This is a genomic window from Pseudaminobacter soli (ex Zhang et al. 2022) (assembly GCF_014595955.1).
Lineage (GTDB): Bacteria > Pseudomonadota > Alphaproteobacteria > Rhizobiales > Rhizobiaceae > Kumtagia > Kumtagia pseudosoli.
Window position 1 is genome coordinate 87,001 of record NZ_JABVCF010000009.1, and the last position, 22,049, is coordinate 109,049.

Consider the following 22,049-nt stretch of genomic DNA (forward strand, 5'->3'; position numbering starts at 1 on the left):
CTGACCACTCCGGGAAGTGAACGATGCCGTCCGTCCAAGATCCCCTGAACGCCTTCGTCGAAACAGACCAAATCACTGTTGCGAATGCGGAATCCGGCCCGCTCGCTGGCCTGTCGCTCGGCATCAAGGACATCTTCGACGTCGCCGGCCTGCGCACCGGCTGCGGCAATCCTCAGAAGCTCGCCGAAGCGTCGCCGGCAGAGCGCAGCGCCTCCTGCGTGCAGCGCCTGCTTGATGCGGGCGCGCGATTCGCGGGCAAGACCGTCACCGACGAACTCGCCTTCTCCCTGTTCGGCCAGAACGTGCATTTTCCTTTTCCCATCAATCCCCGCGCGCCCGAGCGCTACACGGGTGGCTCTTCCTGCGGCTCCGCTGCCGCAGTGGCGGGCGGGTTGGTCGACATCGCGCTCGGCTCCGACACCGGCGGCTCAGTGCGCGCACCAGCGAGCTTCTGCGGCCTCGTCGGGCTTAGAACCACGCACGGCCGCATCCCGATCGATCGCACGATGCCGCTTGCGCCATCGCTCGACACGGGCGGCTGGTTCGCCCGCGACATCGATGTCTACGAAGCGGTCGGCCGGGTACTGCTGGGCGAAGACAGCCACACTGGACAGCTGACCCGCGCAATCACGCTGGATACGATGGATGAACTCGTGTTCGGCAGCGAAGAGGCAGCCGAGTACGAGCGAATGCGCAGACTCGTCGGCCTGCCGATCACGAGCCGCTCCGCATGGCCGTTCTCGTCCTCTCCCGACGAGCTCTACACCTGCTTCCGACTGATCCAGGCGGCGGAAGCCTGGGCAGCGCACGGAGCCTGGATCGGCAAGCACGAGGCATCGCTCGGCCCTGGCACACGCGAGCGCTTCCTGTTCGGCTCGACGCTCGACGGGGAAACGGTAGCAGTGCAAAGGACACGCCGCGAAAAATTCCGCTCCGAAATGCTCGACCTGCTCGGGGACGGCAACGTGCTGGTGCTTCCAACCGTGCCGGGCGCCTCGCCGCTGAAGACCGAAACAGCCGAGGCGCTGCAGTCCTATCGCGAGCGGGCGCTGCATCTGCTTTGCCTGTCAGGACTTTCCGGCTGCCCGCAGATCACCCTGCCCCTCGGTTCGGTGCATGGCGCGCCGTTCGGCCTCTCCGTCGTCGGACCGCACGGCAGTGACATGGCGCTGATCGGGATGGGGCGACGGCTGATGGGCGCGTGATCGGTGCGTCCTTCGAGGCTCGCCCGCAAATGTATTCGCGAGTTCCCGGACACCGTGCGGGCTCGCACCTCAGGATGAGGGAGTTCGAGCCTGAACCGCTGGCCGCCGATGTTTTCGCGGCCTTTGATCGGGTTCAAACAACGCAACCGCCGGCGATTGGGGTTGCTGGTACCACGTTCCTCATCCTGAGGTGCGACCCTGAGCGCGAGCGACTTGGTCGCGAGCAGTCGAAGGGGTGCCTCGAAGGACGCACCCGGAGCTAACATCGAAATGGACACCCTCACCCGCATGCGCGCCTTCATCGAAGTGGTCGAGGCCGAGGGCTTTTCGGCGGCGGCGCGCAAGATCGGCCGCTCCAAGGCGCTGCTGTCGAAATATGTGCGCGAACTCGAGGACGAGCTTGGCGCGCTGCTGCTCAACCGCACGACCCGCCAGTTCTCGCTGACCGAAGCCGGCCACACCTATTACCGGCGCGCTTCCGAGATCGTGCGCGAGATCGACAGTCTGGCCGACAACGTGCGCGATTCCTCAGGCGACGTGCGCGGCCGGATCAAGCTGTCGGCGTCGCGCACCTTCGCCGATGCTCCGATCGGGCAATCGCTGATCGACTTCGCCAAGGAGCATCCCGACATCGTCCTGGAGATCCGACTCGATGACCGTTTCGTCGACCTCGTGGAAGAAGGTTTCGATCTCGCCATCCGCATCACCAGGCTGGAGAGTTCCTCGCTCATCGCACGCCGCCTCGCCCCGTTCGGACTGCGGCTCTGCGCCTCGCCAGACATCGTCGAGAGGCACGGCATGCCCGAACGCCCCCAGGACCTCGCCGGCAAGCCGTGCGTGGTCGACACCAACGGAAGGTGGCTGTCCAACTGGCCGTTCCTGGGTGAAGGCAATCAGATCACGACCGTCTCGGTGAGCGGACCGATCGAGGTGAACAGCCCGATCGTCGCGCGCGCTGCCGCGGTATCGGGGCTGGGTTGGGCAATCCTGCCCGACTTCATCGCCCAGCCGGACATCGAGGCCGGCCGCCTCGTGCCGGCGCTCGACAACCGCCTGCCAGACGGCGCCGGCATTTTCGCCGTCTATCCGCACCGCCGTTATCTCCCGGCCAAGGTCCGGGTGTTCGTCGATTTCATGGCGCAGTGGTTCCGCAAGTACAGCGCCGGATAGAGCGCCACCATCTATTAACCTGTAGAAACATTGTCGATCAACTATCGGCGCAATCCAGGTGTCAACTCGCCTGTCAAGAGTATAATTCGTATCCTTCCTGATCGCAGAACCGGGATCGTCTCGTACGGGCGAGTTCCCTGTTCGAGGAGCACTAGCATGGAGCGCCGGCTGGCCGCGGTCCTTGCCTTCGACATGGTTGGGTACTCCCGCCTCATGGGCGCGGACGAGGAGGTTACGCTCGCCGCCCACCGTCGTCATCGCCGGGTCTTGTTCGCACCCCGTGCCACCCAATACCGGGGCCGCATCATCAAGTTCACCGGCGATGGTGCCCTGATGGAGTTTGCAAGTGTCGTGGATTCACTGTGCTTCTCGGTCGAGATACAGCTTGCACTCCGCGACGAGAACGAAGGCGTGCCTGAAGAATCGCAGTTCCGCTACAGGATAGGGATCAACATCGGCGACATCATCCCTGAAGACGGCGATATTTTCGGCGACGGCGTAAATGTAGCCGCGCGCCTGCAGGAGATCGCCGACCCGGGGGGAATATGCCTTTCGGGCGCCGCCTACCACCAGGTCAGGAGCAAGCTCGACCTGACATTTGAGCACCGCCCCCAAAGGCGCCTCAAGAACATCGCCGAGCCGGTGCAGATCTACAGCGTTCGGCTCGACGAAAAGGCCGAACGCCTCTCTACCCCACCTCCTCCTGCAGCGTCGACGGAGCCTCTGCCGCCACGGCGGAGAGGTTTGGCGTTCCGTATGTCGGCAGTGCTGCTGCTGGCGGCAGCGGCCGGGCTAGCTTGGTGGCAGCCCTGGACGCGCTTCATGCCTTCGGCGCCATTCGAGCGCATTGCCTACCCCCTCCCGGACAGGCCCTCGGTCGCCGTTCTTCCGTTCATCAATGTTAGCGGGGACAAGGAACAAGATCATCTCGCTGAAGGGCTTACCGACGACCTGATCACGGACCTGTCCAAAGTTTCCGGGCTGTTCGTGATCGCGCGACACTCGGTCCTGGCGATCCGCGAAACAGCCGCCACGATTCAGGACGTCGCGACAGAACTGGGTGTTCACTACGTCCTGGAGGGAACGCTTCAACGATCGGCAGACAGGCTTCGGATCAATGTGAAGCTGATCGACGCCCTAAGTGGGCTTTCGCTTTGGGCAGAACGCTACGACCGGCAGTACAGGGACCTGTTTGCCGTCCAGGACGACGTGATCGGAAAGATAATTTCCGCGCTCGAGATCAGGCTGAGCCAAGGCGAGCGCGACCGGCTGGCGCGGATCCCAACCGACAACCTGGAAGCCTACGACTACTACATGCGCGCCGAGCAGGAGGGCTTTTTCTACAGCGACGTCGACACCTATCGCCGGACATTGTCCTACTATCAGCAGGCGATCGACCTCGATCCCAACTTCGCCAATGCTCATGCCGGGATTGCCCGGGTGGCCGTGGACGTCTGGCGCAACGACTACAATTTCCTCTGGTCCGCCGCCGTGGCGCGAAAGATCGCCTACGATGCTGCCGGCGAAGCCCTGAGGCTCGACCCCAGCAATGCGCGTGCCCACACCGTCCTTGCCCTCTTGCAACTCGTCGACGGTCGCGCGGCCGAGGCACGCAATTCGGCGAGGCAGGCGGTGGGAGCCCAGCCCAACGACGCGGAAGCTGTCGGAAGCCTTGCCCTCATTCTCGCGCAAACGGGAAGCCGCGCTGAGGCGGTCCGCGAGATGGAGCGCGCGCTGCGCCTCGATCCCACGCCGGCTCCAAGCTTCCAACTCCTCGCCGGCATCGTGTTCTATCTGGCGCACGACAATGAGCGCGCGATCCCGCTCATCGAAGCCGCACGCGACGCCCTGCCCAAAGCCGAACCCGCACGCGAATATCTAAGCGCCGCCTACATGCACGACGGCAATCGCACCGTCGCGTCCGCCGAACGGGCCAACCTGCTGAAGCTGTTCCCGGACAGCAATTTGACCTACTACAGCTATCTGTATGACTATTGGCGTGAAGATGACCTCGCCTATCATCTCGACGGCTTACGCCATGCGGGCCTGCCTCAATGGCCCTTCGGCTTCGAGGGAAAGGCGACCGACCAACTCCGCGAAGCGGACTTGCGCAGGCTCGTCGACAACAAGACCTGGAAAGGCCGGCACAAGAACGGGACGGAGTTCTTCCAATATTTCGATAAGGCAGGCAACACCGCCTATCGCAGCGCCAATACCAACATCACGGGGCTGGTGGAGATCGAGGATGACCGCATCTGCGAGTTGTTCGCCGGTTATTTCAGGAACCGTAGTGTGTGCGGCTTTGTGTACCGAAACACGTCGCCGGACGAGCCGGGCGCGCAATACGTCCACGTCACGCCTCAGGCGCTTACTTTCTTTTCGATTGAGCAATAACCCAAGCAGAGCCCCCGCCACGCGAGGCAAGTGGGGTGATCGGGGTTCACTGCCACCGCTTCGGGCGGATTCGACCAGCACGTCCTAATTGCCAGTGTGCCGCCAATCCTTCTGGTCCTTTTCCAAGAGCAGCGTCTGCTCGACCTCGGACCAGTGCTTTCGGGATTCGGCCAGCTTGGTGGGGCTCTTCTGAAATCCATCGGCAGTGCCCGGATCGTAGCTCAGGTAAAGCTTGCCATCGATGATCCGCCACGCCTTCGGATCGATATTGGTGGTTACCGTCCCGAAGGAGACACCATCGGCGCAATAGCCCCCATACTGGGGCGCATACTTTGCCGGGTCGGCCTTGAAGAGGTCACGGTTCTCCGCGCTGGCGAACACCCATGTCGCCCCAAGCCATCTGTAGGTGTATTGCTGCGAACCCTGAACGGCAGCATTGTCGGTGAAATATGCTACGGGGTCATAGCCCTTGATCGCCACGTCCCCGAAATAACCTGTGTTCACGAATTCCTCGGCAGCGGCAGGCACGACCGATGCCCCGATGATGGTCACGGCTGCGAACAGCGCCGCAGTGCGAAGACTGCACTTCCTATGTTGGTCAGACACGACGAACCTCCATCCTTGGTCGGAGCACCGTCCGGCAGTTGTCACTGCCGCTTGGTGCATTCCTGGAAGAGCCGATCGCCCACCAAGTCGGCCTTTTGACAGACTGCACCCGCCTTGATCAGCGGAACTGCAGTGTCCCAATGATCGCGCCAGCCTGCCTGACTGAGCGGCGTGTATCCGTTTCGTTCCTTCGCCTCCACTTCTGCCTTGTTCGCCAGCAGGAACACCACCACGTCGGTGTGTCCCTCCTCGGCCGCCGCGTGGAGCGGCGACATGTGATAGAAGTTCATCTGATCGTTCACAGCGGCGCCCTTGGCGACCAGCAACTTCGTTACCTCGAGGTTGCCGGCGTATGCGGCAGCGTGAAGCGCGGTGAGGCCGCCCTTGTTACGAACTGCTATGTCTGCCCCTTGTGAGAGCAGATAGGCGACCACGTCCGCATGGCCAGCGAGCGCGGCAAGGACAAGTGGAGGATCCCCGGCCCGATCCGGCGCGGAGAGGTCAGAACCCTGGCCGACCAGTTGCTGTACCGCCTGGAGATCGCCCGCTTTTGCAGCATCGTGAAGGGGATCGGCAACAGCACTGGCAACGCCGAACGTCAGTCCGATCGCGAAGGCGAATGCAAACCGCATGATTTCTCTCCGCCCCCGCCGTCTGTTCCTGGGCGGACTTCACCAGTACTTAACTCTACCATGAACGTTGCTAGGATCAAGAACGCACAGGCGTTAGAGGCGTCCATTACGGCTCAAACGGGATAATCTGCCGTCCCACTTTCGCCCGGTTTCTGATAATCCTCACCGCGCAAATCACCCGGGATTCGAATGCGCCTCTTCAACCACACCGCGAGGATCGCGACCACGGCTGCGCTGCTTGCTGCTTCTCCGACGCCCGCGCTAGTGCACCCGCACGTTTTCGCCGAGGCCAGGCTCGAAGTCATGGTCAATCCCGATCGCACGGTGAAGTCGCTTCGCCACCTCTGGCGCTTCGACGACGTCTTCTCCTCGACCGTGCTGATGGAGTTCGACCAGAATGCCGACTTGAAGCTCGACGACGCCGAGTTGCAGGAGGTCGCCAACACGGTCCACTCGTCGATTGCCGAATACAAGTTCTTCCAGATGGTGACGGCCGATGGGAAGGACGTTGAGATGGTGCCGCCACCCGGCCTCATTGTGAACTTTGAGGACGGCCAGTTCATCATCCTCTTCGAATCGACCCCGAAGGAGCCGCTCAAGCTCGCCGGCAAGATCAATTTCGCTGTCTACGACCCGACCTTCTATACCGCGATCGAATTCACCGACGACGACAGGATGGCTGTGGCGTCCATGCCCGACGATTGCGGCAGGAAGGTTATCCGCCCTGACCCGGACGAGGCGCTGGCGCAGAACCAGGCAACGCTCACCGAAGCCTTCTTCAACGACCCGGCCGGCACGGACATGAGCAAGATTTTTGCGACAAAGCTGGAGTTGACCTGCAAGGCCAGCGGATGAGCGAGAGAGGACCATGAAGAAATGGATCGTGCGGGCGGTCCTCGCCCTGATCGCCCTTTCCTTTATCGCCAGCGACTTCGTGGCTTATGCCTACGCCCAGAGCTCACTCGGCATCGGCACCAATGAGGCCGCCGTTCCCTCCACCGGCTTGTTTGCCGGCCTGATGAACTGGATCAACGTCCAACAGCAGGGCTTTTACAGGTCGTTGACGGGCGCGCTGAAGGCGATGCGGCAGGACGGCGGCAAGCTCTGGGTCCTGGTCGGCCTTTCCTTCGCCTACGGTGTGTTCCATGCGGCGGGCCCTGGACACGGGAAGGCGGTCATCTCCTCCTACATGCTCGCCAACGAGGTCGCGCTCAGGCGCGGCGTCGTGCTGTCCTTCGTCTCGGCCTTCCTCCAGGCTCTGACAGCCATCGTCGTCATCGGGCTGGTGTACCTCTTCCTGCGCGGCACGACGGTGTCGATGACCGACGCGACATGGTTCCTCGAGGTGGCCAGTTACGGGCTCATCTCCCTGTTCGGAGCCTGGTTGCTGTGGAAGAAGGCGGGGCCTCGGATCGCTGGCCTGTTCGGCGCCCATCCCGCGGTGAGCCTCTCGGCCGCCCACGCGCATTCGCACCGCCATGCGCATCATGACCATGCGCATTGCGGCCACGACCACGCGATGGCCCCTTCGCAAGGACGTCACCATGACCACGCCGCGCATCATGCGCACGGCGAGGTCTGCACGACCTGCGGCCATGCCCACGCGCCGGACCCGGCGATGATCTCGGGCGATCGCTTCGACTGGCGCACCGCCTGGTCGGCCGTCGCAGCGGTGGGCCTGCGGCCCTGCTCCGGCGCATTGATCGTGCTGTCCTTTGCCCTTTTGAACGGGCTTTGGGTCGGCGGCATCGCCTCGGTCCTGGCGATGGCGCTCGGCACCGCCATAACCGTCTCGCTGCTCGCTACACTGGCGGTGACGGCGAAGAACTGGGCGGTCGCCTTCGCCGGCGACGGTCGTACAGGAAACCGCATCCACGCCGCCATCGAGATCGGCGGCGCGGCGATGGTCCTCCTGCTCGGCCTGACGCTGCTCAGCGCAAGCCTCAGCGCGTAAAGCCGCGGCTACCCGTCCCGCCGCTGCCGACGGCCTCTCAGCCAGAACACCAGGAAGAAAGCGGCGACGAACAGGACCGCCACGATGCCGGCGAACAGCGGCGACACCTTGCCCAGCGCGAGCATGATGGTCGGCATGAAGTAGGCGCCAAGCCCGAAGGCCAGCAGGATCACCAGGGCGGCAATAGCGGCGTTCTTGCTGTCGCGGTCCATCACAGCGAGAACCCGCCGTCCACCGCCATGACCGTCCCGGTGGTGAACGCCGCTTCGTCGGACGCAAGATAAACCGCGATGGGCGCGATCTCGGCGGCGTCGGCCACCCGCCCCGTCGGCTGGCGCTGCACGAACATCTCCAGCGCCTTTTCCTTGCTGCCCCATTCCTTGCCGAGCGTCTCGACGCGCTCTTCCCAGGAGGGCGACTTGAAGGTGCCCGGCGCCACCGCGTTGCAGCGGATGCCGTCGCGGATGAAGTCGGCCGCGACTGACTTGGTGAGACCGATCACCGCCGCCTTGCTGGCGCCGTAGGCGTAGCGGTTCGGAATGCCGCGGATCGACGAGGCCCCTGACGAGATGTTCACGATCGAGCAGGTCTTGCCGGTCTCCTTCGCCCGCTCGAGCATCCCGGGCAGGAATGCCTTGATCGTGCGGTGCATGGACTTGACGTTGAGGTCGAAGGAGAAGTCCCAGTCCTTGTCGCTGGTGCTTAGCACGGTGCCGTGGTGTACAAAGCCGGCGACATTGACCAGTATGTCGATGTGCCCGGTGTCGCGCGCATAGGCCTCCACCGCGTCGGTGGACAACACGTCCAGCCTTGCAGCCCGAGCGCCTTGCAGATCAGCCAGCTTGTCGAGGTCGATGTCGGAGGCGTAGACGACGGCCCCCTCGGCCAGGAACTGCTCGGCGATCGCCCGCCCGATCCCCTGCCCCGCGGCAGTCACCACCGCGATCTTGTCCTTGAGCCTGCCTGCCATTGTTCCCTCTGAAGCTGCGTGATCCGACGCTAGTGCAAGTGTTCGCTTCGCCTGTCGGCGCACTGGCCGTATTCGGGCTCAACGGTCGCGTGCTCGATGGCGTGCTCTGTCGCCAGACGCGCCTTGATCGCGGCGACGGCGCCATGCGGGTCGGTTCCCTCGACGAGGCAGGCGTGCAGCGTCGCTATGGTCCTTGTTCCGTCGATGGACCAGACGTGCATGTGATGGATCTCGCGAACCCCGGTGACGGAATTCTGCAGATCGTGAGCTATGCGGTCCCGATCATGCTTGCCGGGAACGCCCTCGAGGAGGACGTGCGCGGCTTCCTTCATCAGAGCCCAGGCGGTCGACAGGATCAACACCGCGACCAGTACCGAGAGGATCGGGTCGATCGGAGTCCACCCGGTTGCGATAATAACAATGGCGGCCACGATCGCTGCCGCGGAGCCCAGCATGTCGCCGAGGACGTGCAGGATGGCGCCGCGCATATTGAGGCTGGTGCGGTCGCCGCCGTGCAGGACGAAGAAGGCCGCGATGTTGACGAGCAACCCGGCGATCGCCACCACGAGCATCGGACCGCCGAGCACCGGCGGCGGGTCCATGAAGCGCACGATGGCCTCGTAGACGATCCAGAGCGCGATGGCGAAGATGGTGATGCCGTTGGTGTAGGCGACGAGCGTCTTCACCCGCCCGAAGCCGTAGGTCATGCGCTGCGTCGCCGGCCTGCCGCCGAGCCGGAACGCATACCAGGCGAGCCACAAGGCGATGGAGTCGGTGAGCATGTGCCCCGCATCCGCCACCAGCGCCAGCGAGCCGGTGATCCAGCCTCCGATCGCTTCGGCGAACATGAAGCCGCCGGTGAGCAGCGCGGCGATCAGCACCCGCTTCTGATCGGCTTTCCCGTGGACGTGTCCGTCCGGACCGTGGCCATGACCATGGGCGTGCCCGTGAGCATGCGAATGCGTCCCATGATCGTGCGCACGCGCGTGCGAATGATCGTGCTTCCGATCATGCCCATGTCCGCCATGTGATTGCGCCATGTGATGCTCGTTCTAAGCGGCGGCGGATCGAAACTCCTCGAGCCGCTTCTTCTGCCTGCCATCGGCGTCGAAGTTCGCCGGGTCCAGCCAGTCCATATAGGCTTGCCGGAGCGAATGCCACTCCTTGTCGATAATGGAGTACCAGGCCGTATCGCGATTTTCACCCTTGATCACCATGTGCTGGCGGAACACGCCCTCGAAGCTAAAGCCGAAACGCTCCGCCGCCCGCTTGGACGGCACGTTGAGGTTGTTGCACTTCCATTCCCAGCGTCGATAACCGAGATCGTCGAAGATGTGGCGCATGAAGAGGAAATGCGCCTCGGTGGCCACCGGCGTGCGCGAGATCGACGGACCCCAGTAGATGTGGCCGATCTCCGCCACCCCGTTCGCCGGGTCGATGCGCAGAAAGGTCTGGCGACCCCCGACCTTGCCCGTCCTCTTGTCGATTACTGCGAAATAAAGCGGATCCTCGCTGGCCTCGGCCTTGTCCAGCCAGGACTGGAAGGCCGCGCGGGAAACAGGCGGATGTTCGCCGAGATAGCGGAAGCGCGCCTCCGCGTCCGGCACCGTGGAAGCCTCGAACAGTTCATCCCCGTGGCTAGCCGCATTGAGCGGCTCCAGCCGCACATAGCGCCCTTCCATCACCTTACGCTCGGGTCGCGGGCGGAGCGTCCAGTTGGAAAGGTCGGTCATGAAAGACACTCTCGACTTTGGGTTGGACAGCGTGGCAGCATATGTTTCCACTATATGCCGAAACGATCCGCAGGATTGAGCCAGTGGCCATCACGATCCGGAACAAGACGACCGAGGACCTGATCCGCCAGATTGGCCGTCGCACTGGTGAGGAACCTGGCGCGGTTATCGAGCGGCTTGTGAAAGCTGAGGCCGGTCGCGATAGAATTGACGAAGTACCAGAAGAGAAGGTTCGTCGCCGGATGGCCGTCTTCGAGGAACTCGATCGGAAATATCCCTACCGCGGTCCAAAGCTGAGTTGGGAGGAAATCAAAGCTGAGATGGACTCCATCTTCGAAGACGAACTGAATCAGCGATGACGGAAATCGTCGTCGACACTTCCGCTTTCGTCGCCATCTTCAAGCGCGAGCCCGAGGCGCCATCCCTGCGAGAACGGCTCAATTCGGCGGGCACCGTTCTCGTCCCGGCATGCTGCCTGGTGGAACTTGCGCTGTTGCGCCGGCTGCACCCCCAACTTCTCGACTGGGCGCAGGAGCTTTGTCTCAAGGCCTCATATAGTCTGATCGAGCTCACGCTCGAGGAAGCCCAACTCGCGGTCAAAGCTGCCAAGAATACGGCAAGGGCTCAAGGCACCCAGCACAGCTCAATTTCGGCGACTGCCTCGTCTATGCCGCGGCGAAGTACCGGGAGGTGCCCCTGCTCTTCGTCGGCACCGATTTTTCCAGAACCGACATAGCAAACGCACTTCTGCAGGAAGATTGAAATGCTCCACACAGTGCCTGCCTTCGACCGTCTCGGCGAGGAAAATGCCTTCGCCGTGCTCGCCCGCGCCACCGCGCTGGCGGCACAAGGACGCGACATCATCAACTTCGGCATCGGCCAGCCGGACTTCAAAACGCCGCCGCACATTGTCGAGGCCGCCATCAAGGCGCTGCGCGACGGACACCACGGCTATACGCCCGCCACCGGCCTGCTCGCCACGCGCGAGGCGGTGGTGCGCCGCACGCTCGCTCTCACCGGCGTCGAGGTCTCGCCCGAGAACGTGATGATCCTGCCGGGCGGCAAGCCGACCATGTATGCGGCGATCGTCATGTTCGGGGAGCCGGGCGCGGAGATCCTATACCCCGACCCAGGCTTCCCGATCTATCGCTCCATGATCGAGTTCACCGGCGCAAAGCCGGTGCCCGTGCCGATCCGCGAGGAGAACGGTTTTGCTTTCTCCGCCGAGGAAACGTTGGCTCTGATCACGCCGAAGACGCGCCTCATCATCCTCAACTCCCCCGCCAATCCGACCGGCGGCGTCACCCCGCGCGCCGAGATCGAGAAGCTGGTGAAGGGCCTCGAGCGCCACCCGGATGTCGCCATCCTCTCGGACGAGATCTACGACGTCATGACCTATGACGGCGAGAAGCACGTGTCGCTGCTCACCTTCCCCGAGATCCGCGATCGCCTGATCGTGCTGAACGGCTGGTCGAAGACCTGGGCCATGACCGGCTGGCGCATGGGGTGGTCGATCTGGCCGAACGGGCCGGAGAGCGCCAACCTCTACGACAAGGTCAGGAAGCTCGCGGTGAACTGCTGGTCATGTGTCAATGCGCCCAGCCAGTTCGCCGGCATCGCGGCGATCGACGGGCCGCAGGATGAGGTCGAGAAGATGATGGCCGCCTTCGACCGCCGCCGGAAGATCGTGGTGGAGGGTCTCAACACGCTGCCCGGCGTCTCCTGCATTACGCCGAAGGGGGCCTTCTATGCCTTTCCGAACGTGAAGAAGACCGGCTGGAAGGCCAAGGAACTGGCCTCGGCCCTGCTCGACCAGGCCGGCGTAGCGCTGATCGGCGGTCCCGATTTCGGCGTGCTGGGTGAAGGCTATATCCGGCTTTCCTATGCGAACTCGGAAGAGAATATACTGAGGGCGCTGGAAAGGATGGAGAGGTTTTTGACGCGTTAGCGCACCCGGCGCGGACGGAGGAACCATGAACTTCCTGAGCAAGATCACCGGATGCTTCGCCATGCCTGCGGCGGAGAACCCGACTGTCGCGATGATGGATGCTGCCTACGCGCACCACGGCATAAATGCCCGTTACATCAACTGCGAAGTCGCGCCGGAGAAGCTGGGCGATGCGGTGCGCGGCGCTCGCGCCATGGGCTGGGCCGGCTTCAACTGCTCGCTGCCGCACAAGGTGGCGGTGATCGAGCACCTCGACGGCCTTGGCGAATCCGCAGCGATCATGGAGGCCGTCAACTGCGCCGTGCTGCGCGACGGCAAGCTGATCGGCGAGAACACCGACGGCAAGGGCTTTCTGAAATCTCTCCGAGAACTCACCGATCCGCGCGGCAAGAACATCGTGGTGCTGGGCGCTGGCGGCGCCTCGCGGGCGATCTGCGTCGAACTGGCGCTCGTGGGGGCGAAGTCGCTGACGGTGGTGAACCGCGGCCGCGACCGGGGTGAGGAACTCGTCCGATTGATCTGCGACCAGACTCCGGTGCAGGCGGACTTTGCGCCCTGGGAAGGCTCATACGCGCTGCCGGCCGATACCGACATTCTTGTCAACGCCACCTCGATCGGCCTCTACCCCGACCTGGACGCCCGGCCGGATCTCGATCTCACAAGTCTTCTTCCCGGCATGATCGTCGCCGACATCATCCCCAACCCACCCCGGACGAAACTGCTGCAAGAGGCGCAGTCGAGAGGCTGCGCGGTGCTCGACGGTCTCGGCATGCTGGTCAACCAAGGCGTGATTAACATCAAGTATTGGACCGGGGTCGACGCCGACGGCAGCATCATGCGCAAGCGTCTGGAGGAGATTTTTTCCGCCTGACCGCGCCGGCTAGTCTCCGCCGCTTGATTGCTGGGCGGCCTCTCACACCGCCTTCTCGAACCAGAAGTGCGCATAGGGATTGTCGTTGTAGCGCTCGGTCTCGCGATAGCCGAGCTTGCGGTACAGCGCATGCGCTTCCGTCAGCACCCGGTTGGTATCCAGCTTCAGCGTCGTAAAGCCCGCGTTGCGTGCGACACACTCCAGCCTGCCCATAATCCGTTCGGCGAGGCCGAGGCCGCGGACCTTCGGTGACACCCACACCCGCTTGATCTCGCCGGTCCGCACATCCAGCCGCTTTAGCGCGCCGCAACCGACCGCCTCGCCTTGCAGCCGCGCCAGCACGAACCAGCCCGAGGGCGGAATGGCGTCGCCCGGATCGAACGGGTTGCCGCCATCAAGTGCGAACCCACCCTCGAACCGCCGATCGATCTCGGCATAGTAGGCTTCGAGGCACTCGCGAGAGTCGGCACTGTCGGCCGGCTCTACGCCGATCTCGATGTTTGCCGCGCGAACGAGGCGCTCGATCTCGGCCATCGCTGCGAGCAGACGACTGCGTTGGCTCACCGTCAGCGGCTCCAGAAGTGAAGACGCAAGCTGGTCGGAGCGTTCGTCATACTGCCGCCAGGCGGCACGGCCCGCATCGGTGAGGCCGATGCGGCGGACCCTCTTATCCTCAGGCGCCGGACGAACTTCGACCAGCCCCTGCGCTTCGAGCGAGCGGACCAGCCTGCTGAGATAGCCAGAGTCGAGTCCGAGGCGGCCGCGCAGGTCCCGCAAGTCCGACCCGTCCGCCAGTCCCAGTTCGAAGATCAGGCGCGCCTCGCCGAGCGGCCGGCCGAGCGCAAGATAGCTCCCCTCCAGCGCGCCGATGCGCTGAGAAACGGTGCGGTTGAACCGGCGAACCTGCGCGATCTCTTGATCCACCATTATCTGACATTAGTCAGATAAATAGGCGACTGCAATAGTGGAGACAGTCGCGAGAGCTCGGAGAATTAGCCGTCCCGAGGAGAACTCGCCGCGACGGCTCATTCTGCGACGGTCAGTGCCCATCCACCATCTTCGTCGGCATCTCCAGCAGGGAGAACTCGTAGTCCTTGCATGTGACGTCCGGGTGGGTTGGGCTGAACATGCCGTTGGGATTGTCCTTGAACACCCAGGCGTGCAGATCATAGTGGTGGAAGCCTTGCGGGATGAGAGGTTCGTGCCCTTCCATCGGCCCCTGGAATTCCTGCCCGAATAGCTTAGGCCGCTCCTTCGCGGCAGCTAGAGGCATAAGCCATTCAGCCGCCACCAGTTGCAGCTTGCCGTCCACAGGCTCGTAGATCAGCACGTTGGGTTTCGTCGGGTCGGGCGGCCCCTGCACGGTCAGGTTGACGAAGTGGACGCCCATGCCGCCCTTCGGGTATTCCATGTGGCCTTCCATCTTCGAGCCGTCGTAATGGACGCAACCGACTGTCGAGAGATAGAGGTCGCGTACGGCAACGTAGGGATCCTTGTATTTGGCGAGCGCCCCGCGCAACGATTCGATCTCGGCGCTCGTAGCCTCTTCGGCGCTCGCAGTCAGGGCGCCCGCGCCGAAAGCGAACAATACAACAGCGGCCGCGGCGCAAAGACGAGCGATATTGCTGACAGGCATCGTGCTTCCTCCTTGGGTTAGACTGGGCGCAGATGCGGATGGATCTCCGGCAAGCCGGTTCGGCATGCGCACGGATAGGACAGCCGCGAGAGAACTGAGGCAGCGAAGAAATGATCCCAGCTCTCTGGCGCCGTATATGTTTCCTCAAGAAAGTATACCCCCATTCCGTGCGCACCCCGCTCCCGCAATAAAGTCTCCTCCAGAATAGATTCTCGATCCATCTTCCTAGATTGAGATGAGATCAGGCTGCTCTCAATCGAGATCAATTGCAAGCGCGACCATTTGCCAGCCTTTTTACAATGCGATTACATAGACCTCATCTAAGCCTATCATCGAAGCCGCAAGCGATTTCAGACCGGCCGTCGAGTTTCAATTATGGCCAAGCGGCTATAGCCGCACTCGCATCAATGTCGGGGCAAGATAAGACTTGCGGGATTGCCGACGGCATGTTCAATCGGCCCAAGCACGGTTCAGCCAAGCAGCCTCCATTGCGCGAGCAGCGGGAGTGGCCCCACGCCGGTACGGCACTGCCTGGTCATGACTCGGCCCACTCCCAAGGAGAAATTCATCGATGGCAACAATAGATGGGGCAAGGCCCAGCGAAGTCGCGCCCGCAAATCCCCGCTCCCGCGTCATCCTTGCGAGCCTGGTCGGCACCACCATCGAGTTCTATGACTTCTACGTCTATGCGACGGCAGCGGTGCTGGTCTTCCCGCACCTCTTCTTCCCCGCCGGCAACGAAACGACGGCGCTCTTGGCCTCGTTTGCCGTCTTCGGCGCAGCGATGATCGCGCGCCCGCTCGGCGCGATCTTCTTCGGTCACCTCGGCGACCGGCGGGGCCGAAAGGTAACGTTGGTCGGCGCCCTCCTCACCATGGGCATCGCCACCTTCCTCATCGGCCTGCTGCCGACCTATGCGACAGCCGGCTGGATAGCACCCTTTCTGCTGGTGCTGCTAAGGCTCGCCCAGGGCTTCGCGCTTGGCGGAGAATGGAGCGGCGCCGCACTTGTCGCGACGGAGAACGCGCCGCCCGGCAAACGCGCAGTCTTCGGCACTTTTCCGCAACTCGGCGCACCGATCGGCTTCATCATCGCCAACGGCCTGTTCCTCATTATCGCGGCCATGCTGCCGTCGGACGACCCGTCGCGGCCTTCCTCTGCCTTCCTCGACTGGGGCTGGCGCATCCCGTTCCTGTTCTCGTTCGTCATGGTTGCGGTGGGGCTCTGGGTCCGACTGAACCTCGTCGAAAGCTCCGCCTTCGAAAAGACGGTCTCCCGGGGCAAGGTCCAGAAGCTGCCGCTGGCGGCAGCGTTCAAGACGCATTGGAAGGAAATTGTCCTCGGCACCTTCTACATGCTCGCGACCTACGTGCTCTTCTACCTGATGACGACGTTCTCGCTTAGCTACGGGCGCGCGGCGACGACCGCCCCTGTGCCTGGCCTCGGCTACGACTACACGACCTTCGTCTTGATGATGATCGTCGGCGTCGTCTTCTTCGGCGTGTTCACGCTCGCGTCTGGCCCTTGGGCGGACCGCTGGGGCCGGCGGCGCACCCTGATCTGGGTCACGCTCGGCATCGCAGCCTTCGGCCTGATCTGGGTGCCGATGCTGGCCGGCGGCCCGGTGGGCGTGATGGCATGGCTGATCCTGGGGTTCAGCCTGATGGGCATGACTTTTGGACCGATGGGCGCCCTGCTACCAGAACTCTTCCCCGCCAACGTCCGCTATACGGGCTCGGGGATAGCCTACAACGTCTCGTCGATCCTGGGTGCGGCCGTGGCCCCGTTCATCGCGGTGGCGCTTTGGAGTGCCGGCCAGGGCAGCCCGTTCTGGGTCGGCATCTATCTCTCTATCATGGCCATGCTGACGCTGGCGGCGCTTCTTGCCGGCAAGGAGACCAAGGAAGTGGACATGGACGCCTAATCAGGAGCGGGCTGGCTCCGGGGCAGGGTTTTCTCGTCGGAGTGCCCGCTCCGCAGCGTGCCCTACCCCCTGCCCACGAACGGCATCTTCGTCGCCATTACGGTCATGAACAGCACATTGGCCTCGAGCGGCAGGCTGGCCATGTGAAGGACGGCGTCGGCCACGTGCTGCGGGTCCATGGTGGCCTCGGCCCTGATCGAGCCGTCCGCCTGCGGCACGCCGAGAGTCATGGCATGGGCCATGTCGGTAAGCGCATTGCCGATGTCGATCTGCCCGCAAGCGATGTCGAACGGCCGACCGTCCAGCGCCAGCGACTTGGTGAGCCCGGTGATGGCGTGCTTGGTGGCCGTGTAGGGCGCCGACCCCGGGCGCGGGGCGTGGGCCGACACCGAGCCGTTGTTGATGATGCGCCCCCCCTGCGGGCTCTGCTGCCGCATCTGGCGGAAGGCGGCGCGCGCGCACAGGAACGAGCCGGTCAGGTTGACGTTGACGATATCGGTCCAGACCTCGACCGGGATCTCGTCGACGGTGGCCGCCTTGAAGCCCAGCCCGGCATTGTTGAAGAGCAGGTCCACCCGGCCGAAGGTTTTTGCCGCGGTCTCGACCATGGAATCGACCTCGTCTGCCTTGGTGACGTCGCAGGGGATGGCAAGCGCCTTGGCACCGGTGTTGCCCGCTTCGGCGGCCGCGGCCTCGAGCAGCGCCTGGCGGCGACCGACAAGGACCGTGTTCCAGCCGTTGTTCAGCATGGTCAAGGCCACCGCCTTGCCGATGCCGGTACCCGCTCCTGTGACGATCGCCGTCTTTTCCGCTGCCATGATAAGCCTCCCACAAGCATGATCCGCAGGCACGAAATCGCACAGGACGCGGCGGCCTGCCAGCAAAAAGGGCGGCCATTTGCGACCGCCCCAATCAGAATCGCGCTTGGGAGGAGGAGAAGGCGATTCGAATAGAAAAATGATGCGCTTCAAGAGTTAACGGAAGGTTAATAGAATATTAACACCACGAAGCGGTTTCATCCGACTCCGGGAAGGAAGGCCCGCCCGGCAAGCGCCTCGGCGAAGACCCAGACCACGAAGGCGATATAGCCGAGCGCGAACAGCCGTACCGGCAAACGCACCGCAGGCCCCCAGAGCGCCACCGAAGCAAGCCCGAAGGCCGGGATGAAATGCATCGCATGCGTGGCGAAGAAGTGGGCGACCCGGAGATCGCCGCCATCGCGCAACCATCCCATCACGGGGAACGTTCCGCCAGCGACCCCCGAGCCGCCGACGCCATGCGCGCCCATCTGGCTCATCATACCGGCCGTGAGCAGCGTGAGCGGCAGGGTCAGCGCCAGCCCGGTCACCAGCGCCTCCTTGAGCGCGGGAGCAAGCCCGGTCGTCGGGTTCCGCGCAATCAGCCAGGCATAGACAGGGGTCGCAGATGTCAGCAGCAGGGCGCCGATGCCTGCGAAGCTGTAGAAGATCTCACCTTCCGGCGACGGATTGAAGTGCGACGCCGTACCGAGGGCGGCCGCGCCGCAGATCCACACCATCTCGAACGCGATCGCCGCCACGACCGAGGCGCTGTAGATGCGGTACCATCGCCTTTGCGCCGTCCCCCGCGGAAGCCAGCGCGCATAGAAGGCAAGCGTGAGCAGATAGACCGAGAGCGCTACCTCGAACTTCAGCGGCTTGATCCAGTTGTCCTCGCCCTGGAAGCTGCGCCCGTCCACGAAGGCGGCGAACAGGGTCGGAGCCGCCAGCAGCGCGAGAAGGATGCCGGCCTCGAAGAAGCGCGGTTCGTGCTGACGTAGAGAACTCCGGAGGCGCACCGCGCCGAAGCTGGGCTGCCGGACAGGAGCGGCAACGATCGCAGTCATGATGCGTCTCCTTTGAGGTGTGCCGCCGCAACACGGCCGGTGCGCGCGGCGCGGATGGAAGTGAAGGCGAGAAAGCCGGCGGGGCCGAACAGGAAGGTGAGCGCAAGGCACGGCACCACGAGATAGAACGGGACGGCCTCGGCGCGGGCGGTCCGAACGATCCACGCCCCGACGAAAAGGTCGAAGGCGAGATAGTGGATCCAGCCGGCAAGCAGCAGTTCCCGGATCTGGAACAGCTGGGCGACTTCGCCGAGGCTTCCGAAACCGCCTTCACCGCTTGACCAGAAGGCGAGGATCAATCCGGCATAGGCGACCGATAGCAGCAGCGGAATGGCCAGCCCGGCGATCCGGTCAGCGCCGGCAGGGAAAAGAGGACTGCCGAGCAGCACCAGCCAGCCGATCAGCGCGCCGGTGTTCGCGACCTGGAATAGGAAGTCCGCCGACATCCGCATCTTCCTTCTAATGTTGACATTGGAAAGATACCTGCAATCTTGACGCTGTCAACTTGAATCTGACACCGTCAAGATTGTACCGACACGGCGCGGCTGCTAAGCACGGCGGAGCAGGCGAGGAAGGCGAGCGGACAGGTGGCGACCGGAAGGCCGAAGAAGCGGTATCATCACGGCGGGCTGCGCGAGGCATTGATCGAGGCGGCCGAGCAGGAATTGGCGGAAAAGGGCATCGAAGGGTTCACGCTACGCGGCGTAGCCAAGCGCGCCGGTGTCTCGCATGCCGCTCCGGCCCACCACTTCCGGGATACCGGAGAATTGCTCACCGCCCTTGCGGCGGTCGGAGCGCAGCGGTTTTTGTCGGGCATGACGGAGCGCGAGGCCGCGGCGGGCGACGATCCGCGGGGCCGCTTCGTTGCCACCGGGCGCGCCTATATCGAGTTCGCGCTCGCCAATCCGGCCCTGTTCGAACTGATGTTCGGCTCGAAGCGGCCCGATTTCGACGAGCCGATTTATACTACTCCGGCATCACAGTCGTTTCGCGTGCTGGTGGACGGAATCGCCGCGCTTCGCGGAGACGATCCCCTAACCTCGCGGGAGGGCCGGGCCGCCGTGATGTCGGCCTGGTCGCTCGTCCACGGCTTCGCCAGCCTGGTCATTGCCGGACGGGTCCGCTTCATCCGCGAGGATTTCGAGGCCGACCCGACCGGTACGATCGAGCGCCTGATCGCGCCGGTTGTGCCCCGTCCTGAAGAAAAGCGCTGATCGCTACCAGCGCGGATTGACGTTGGGGTTCGCTGCCGGCGCCACTTCGGCGCCCTGCCCCGTCTGTGCGGCCGGCGTCGTTTTCGCCGCGGTCACGGTCGCCTCGACATGCTCGACCAGTTCATCGGGCAGATTGAGCCGCCCGGCCAGCAGGTCGAGATAGCCGCGCTCGGCCCGGGAGTCGGGATCGATGGTAAGGCGCGACGCGGTGTAAAGCTCGACTTTCTGCTCCTCGGTCTTCGCTTCGGCAACGATGGCGCCCAGATCGAGCGGCGCGGCCATCTCGTCCAGCAGGAACTTCTCGGCATCTTCGTCCAGTCCCAACGGAGCGAGCCTGTCGCCGATCTTGCGGCGCTCCTCTTCGTCGATACGACCGTCGGCCTTGGCCGCCGCGATCATCGCGCGAACCAGCGTCAGGGCGAACTCGGCCTCGCCCTGCGGCGCGCCGGACGGGTGGAAGCCGCTGTCGGCCGGCGGAGGCAACACCTCCGTCTCGGTCTTCGCCGCTTCGGGCGCGCTGCCAGACTCGAAGTTCTTGTAGGCCTGGTAGGCAAGGCCGGCAATCGCCGCCAGTCCGCCCAGTTGCGCGGCCCGCCCGGTCAGTTGCCGGCCCTGCCGTGTGCCCATCAGCACCGCGGTGATCGCTGCGGTCACACCGGGATTGTCCTGAGCCATCTGGATGGCCCGGTCCGCCTTGTCGCGAATTGTGTCCTGCGTCCCGGGAACCTTGGTGCCGAGCAGGTCGTCGAGCAGTTTCTTGGGATCGAACATATTTGCCTCCCAACGGTGAAACAGGACCTACAAGGTAGGCCCCGCCCGCCAAAAGGCAAAGCTGGCCATTAGCTCTAGACCGCTACGATCCGCTTCCGAGCGGGATCGGCTGTCCGCGATGCAGCGCTTCTTCGACCTGCCGCTGGCGTTCGGCATAGCGGCGGCGGTCGTCTTCCGTGCGTTCGTCGAGGCAGCGCTCGCAGGAAATGCCCTCCTGGTACTTCGGCGACAGCTTCTCCTCGGGCGTCACCGGCATTCGGCAGGCGCGGCAAAGCTCCGCCTCCCCCTCAGCCAAGCCATGCTTCACCGCCACCCGCTCGTCGAAGACGAAGCACTCGCCCCGCCACAGGCTCTGCTCTTCCGGCACTTCCTCCAGATATTTGAGGATCCCGCCCTTCAGATGGAAAACTTCGTCGATGCCGAGCGACTTCACGAAGGCCGTGGCCTTCTCGCAGCGTATGCCGCCGGTGCAGAACATCGCCACCTTTCGGCCGGCGAGTGCTTCCCGGTTCTCCTCGGCCCACGCCGGAAAATCTCGAAAACTGCGTGTGCCCGGGTCGATGGCGCCGGAGAAGGTACCGAGCCGCACCTCATAGTCATTGCGGGTGTCGACGACGATCGTGCCGGGGTCGGAGATCAGGCCGTTCCAGTCGGCCGGCTCGACATAAGTTCCGACGCTGGCGAGAGGATCGACGCCTTCCACGCCCATCGTGACGATCTCGCGCTTCAGCCGCACCTTCATGCGGTAGAACGGCATCTCCTCGGCGGAACTGTATTTCACGTCGAGGCCTGCCAGTTCCGGCACCTCTTCCAATCGAGCGACCAGGGCGGCAACCGCCTCCGGCCTGCCGGCGACTGTGCCGTTGATACCTTCCGGCGCCAGAAGCAAGGTGCCCTTGATCCCGCGGCCGCAGCAGAACGCAGCGAGCGGCGCGCGCAGGCTCTCGTGGTCGCGTAGGCGACAAAACCGGTAGAGGGCAGCCACCCGGTACTGCCCGTGGGATGGGGAGGAATTCATTCCCCGCCGCGTACCGCTTCCGGTCCTTCATTTCAAGCACGCGCCGCCTGACTCACTTACCACCGCGCGTGGACTTGGGCGGTGGACCGCGCTAAATCGGTTGAAGCTCGGCGGCAACATCCGCCCCCTCTCTCCAATC

General features: G+C 63.8%; 24 protein-coding genes. 11 read left to right on the plus strand and 13 right to left on the minus strand.

The annotated features are described in order from the left end of the window. Positions 1-23 precede the first annotated feature (23 nt). The 3 genes from HUI96_RS17260 (at position 24) to HUI96_RS17270 (ending at position 4,769) form a co-directional block, all read left to right on the plus strand. Positions 24-1,205, plus strand: coding sequence for an amidase (locus HUI96_RS17260; protein ID WP_188255925.1), 1,182 nt, complete (start codon positions 24-26; stop codon positions 1,203-1,205). A gap of 270 nt (positions 1,206-1,475) precedes the next feature. Beyond that, positions 1,476-2,375, plus strand: coding sequence for a LysR family transcriptional regulator (locus HUI96_RS17265; protein ID WP_188255926.1), 900 nt, complete (start codon positions 1,476-1,478; stop codon positions 2,373-2,375). Between the two features lie 156 nt (positions 2,376-2,531). Then, a complete protein-coding gene (locus HUI96_RS17270) occupies positions 2,532-4,769 on the plus strand; it encodes an adenylate/guanylate cyclase domain-containing protein (protein ID WP_188255927.1) in 2,238 nt (745 codons plus the stop codon). An 84-nt stretch (positions 4,770-4,853) separates the two neighbouring features. Here the strand turns inward: HUI96_RS17270 and HUI96_RS17275 are convergent, their stop codons facing one another. Beyond that, positions 4,854-5,333: a YHS domain-containing (seleno)protein gene (locus HUI96_RS17275; RefSeq protein ID WP_237684200.1), complete on the minus strand. Its 480-nt coding sequence runs from the start codon at positions 5,331-5,333 to the stop codon at positions 4,854-4,856. A gap of 83 nt (positions 5,334-5,416) precedes the next feature. Further along, entirely contained in the window at positions 5,417-6,007 is a 591-nt protein-coding gene (locus HUI96_RS17280; protein ID WP_188255929.1) for an ankyrin repeat domain-containing protein, read from the minus strand. A 189-nt stretch (positions 6,008-6,196) separates the two neighbouring features. Here HUI96_RS17280 and HUI96_RS17285 point away from each other — a divergent pair, with 189 nt between their 5' ends. Together HUI96_RS17285 and HUI96_RS17290 are read left to right on the plus strand one after the other, a co-directional pair. Then, positions 6,197-6,862, plus strand: a complete 666-nt coding sequence (locus tag HUI96_RS17285; RefSeq protein ID WP_188255930.1) for a DUF1007 family protein — start codon at positions 6,197-6,199, stop codon at positions 6,860-6,862. A gap of 13 nt (positions 6,863-6,875) precedes the next feature. Further along, positions 6,876-7,961, plus strand: coding sequence for a nickel/cobalt transporter (locus HUI96_RS17290; RefSeq protein ID WP_188255931.1), 1,086 nt, complete (start codon positions 6,876-6,878; stop codon positions 7,959-7,961). Between the two features lie 8 nt (positions 7,962-7,969). Here the strand turns inward: HUI96_RS17290 and HUI96_RS17295 are convergent, their stop codons facing one another. From HUI96_RS17295 to HUI96_RS17310, 4 genes are read right to left on the minus strand one after another with little or no spacing between them, the layout of a single operon-like run. Continuing rightward, a complete protein-coding gene (locus HUI96_RS17295; protein WP_188255932.1) occupies positions 7,970-8,173 on the minus strand; it encodes a hypothetical protein in 204 nt (67 codons plus the stop codon). After that, a complete protein-coding gene (locus HUI96_RS17300; protein ID WP_188255933.1) occupies positions 8,173-8,931 on the minus strand; it encodes an SDR family oxidoreductase in 759 nt (252 codons plus the stop codon). Before HUI96_RS17300 ends, HUI96_RS17295 begins: the two co-directional genes overlap by 1 nt. Positions 8,932-8,960: 29 nt before the next feature. Continuing rightward, positions 8,961-9,971 (minus strand): cation diffusion facilitator family transporter, encoded by a 1,011-nt coding sequence (locus tag HUI96_RS17305; protein WP_188255934.1) that lies wholly within the window; start codon positions 9,969-9,971, stop codon positions 8,961-8,963. Between the two features lie 12 nt (positions 9,972-9,983). Then, positions 9,984-10,664, minus strand: a complete 681-nt coding sequence (locus HUI96_RS17310) for a GNAT family N-acetyltransferase (RefSeq protein WP_188255935.1) — start codon at positions 10,662-10,664, stop codon at positions 9,984-9,986. 83 nt (positions 10,665-10,747) lie between these two features. Between HUI96_RS17310 and HUI96_RS17315 the strand changes: the two genes are divergently transcribed. Genes HUI96_RS17315 through aroE form a run of 4 tightly spaced genes read left to right on the plus strand, consistent with a single transcriptional unit; the run spans position 10,748 to position 13,483 of the window. Continuing rightward, entirely contained in the window at positions 10,748-11,023 is a 276-nt protein-coding gene (locus HUI96_RS17315) for a type II toxin-antitoxin system VapB family antitoxin (protein ID WP_188255936.1), read from the plus strand. Then, on the plus strand, positions 11,020-11,400 hold the full coding sequence (locus HUI96_RS30280; RefSeq protein ID WP_188255937.1) for a type II toxin-antitoxin system VapC family toxin: 381 nt from the start codon (positions 11,020-11,022) through the stop codon (positions 11,398-11,400). The genes HUI96_RS17315 and HUI96_RS30280 overlap by 4 nt, the downstream gene beginning before the upstream one ends. Positions 11,401-11,427: 27 nt before the next feature. Next, positions 11,428-12,612, plus strand: coding sequence for a pyridoxal phosphate-dependent aminotransferase (locus HUI96_RS17325; protein ID WP_188255938.1), 1,185 nt, complete (start codon positions 11,428-11,430; stop codon positions 12,610-12,612). Between the two features lie 25 nt (positions 12,613-12,637). Continuing rightward, the gene (gene aroE / locus HUI96_RS17330) at positions 12,638-13,483 is read left to right on the plus strand and encodes a shikimate dehydrogenase (RefSeq protein WP_188255939.1); all 846 of its coding nucleotides are present in this window, start codon (positions 12,638-12,640) and stop codon (positions 13,481-13,483) included. Positions 13,484-13,525: 42 nt separating this feature from the next. Here the strand turns inward: aroE and HUI96_RS17335 are convergent, their stop codons facing one another. Beyond that, positions 13,526-14,410, minus strand: a complete 885-nt coding sequence (locus tag HUI96_RS17335; protein WP_188255940.1) for a bifunctional helix-turn-helix transcriptional regulator/GNAT family N-acetyltransferase — start codon at positions 14,408-14,410, stop codon at positions 13,526-13,528. 112 nt (positions 14,411-14,522) lie between these two features. Continuing rightward, entirely contained in the window at positions 14,523-15,119 is a 597-nt protein-coding gene (locus tag HUI96_RS17340) for a hypothetical protein (protein ID WP_188255941.1), read from the minus strand. 571 nt (positions 15,120-15,690) lie between these two features. Between HUI96_RS17340 and HUI96_RS17345 the strand changes: the two genes are divergently transcribed. Further along, positions 15,691-17,043: an MFS transporter gene (locus HUI96_RS17345; protein WP_188255942.1), complete on the plus strand. Its 1,353-nt coding sequence runs from the start codon at positions 15,691-15,693 to the stop codon at positions 17,041-17,043. Positions 17,044-17,105: 62 nt separating this feature from the next. Here the strand turns inward: HUI96_RS17345 and HUI96_RS17350 are convergent, their stop codons facing one another. The 3 genes from HUI96_RS17350 to HUI96_RS17360 form a co-directional block, all read right to left on the minus strand. Further along, positions 17,106-17,861, minus strand: a complete 756-nt coding sequence (locus HUI96_RS17350) for an SDR family oxidoreductase (RefSeq protein ID WP_188255943.1) — start codon at positions 17,859-17,861, stop codon at positions 17,106-17,108. Between the two features lie 197 nt (positions 17,862-18,058). Beyond that, complete coding sequence (locus tag HUI96_RS17355; RefSeq protein WP_188255944.1) at positions 18,059-18,907, minus strand: hypothetical protein; 849 nt, start codon at positions 18,905-18,907, stop codon at positions 18,059-18,061. Further along, positions 18,904-19,353 (minus strand): ABA4-like family protein, encoded by a 450-nt coding sequence (locus HUI96_RS17360; protein ID WP_188255945.1) that lies wholly within the window; start codon positions 19,351-19,353, stop codon positions 18,904-18,906. Before HUI96_RS17360 ends, HUI96_RS17355 begins: the two co-directional genes overlap by 4 nt. Positions 19,354-19,494: 141 nt before the next feature. Between HUI96_RS17360 and HUI96_RS17365 the strand changes: the two genes are divergently transcribed. Further along, positions 19,495-20,121, plus strand: a complete 627-nt coding sequence (locus tag HUI96_RS17365; protein ID WP_188255946.1) for a WHG domain-containing protein — start codon at positions 19,495-19,497, stop codon at positions 20,119-20,121. Between the two features lie 3 nt (positions 20,122-20,124). Here the strand turns inward: HUI96_RS17365 and HUI96_RS17370 are convergent, their stop codons facing one another. Next, the gene (locus tag HUI96_RS17370) at positions 20,125-20,892 is read right to left on the minus strand and encodes a tellurite resistance TerB family protein (RefSeq protein WP_188255947.1); all 768 of its coding nucleotides are present in this window, start codon (positions 20,890-20,892) and stop codon (positions 20,125-20,127) included. Between the two features lie 82 nt (positions 20,893-20,974). Further along, positions 20,975-21,910 carry a rhodanese-related sulfurtransferase gene (locus HUI96_RS17375; RefSeq protein WP_188255948.1) on the minus strand — a complete coding sequence of 312 codons (936 nt, stop codon included), beginning with the start codon at positions 21,908-21,910 and terminating at the stop codon, positions 20,975-20,977. Positions 21,911-22,049 lie beyond the last annotated feature (139 nt).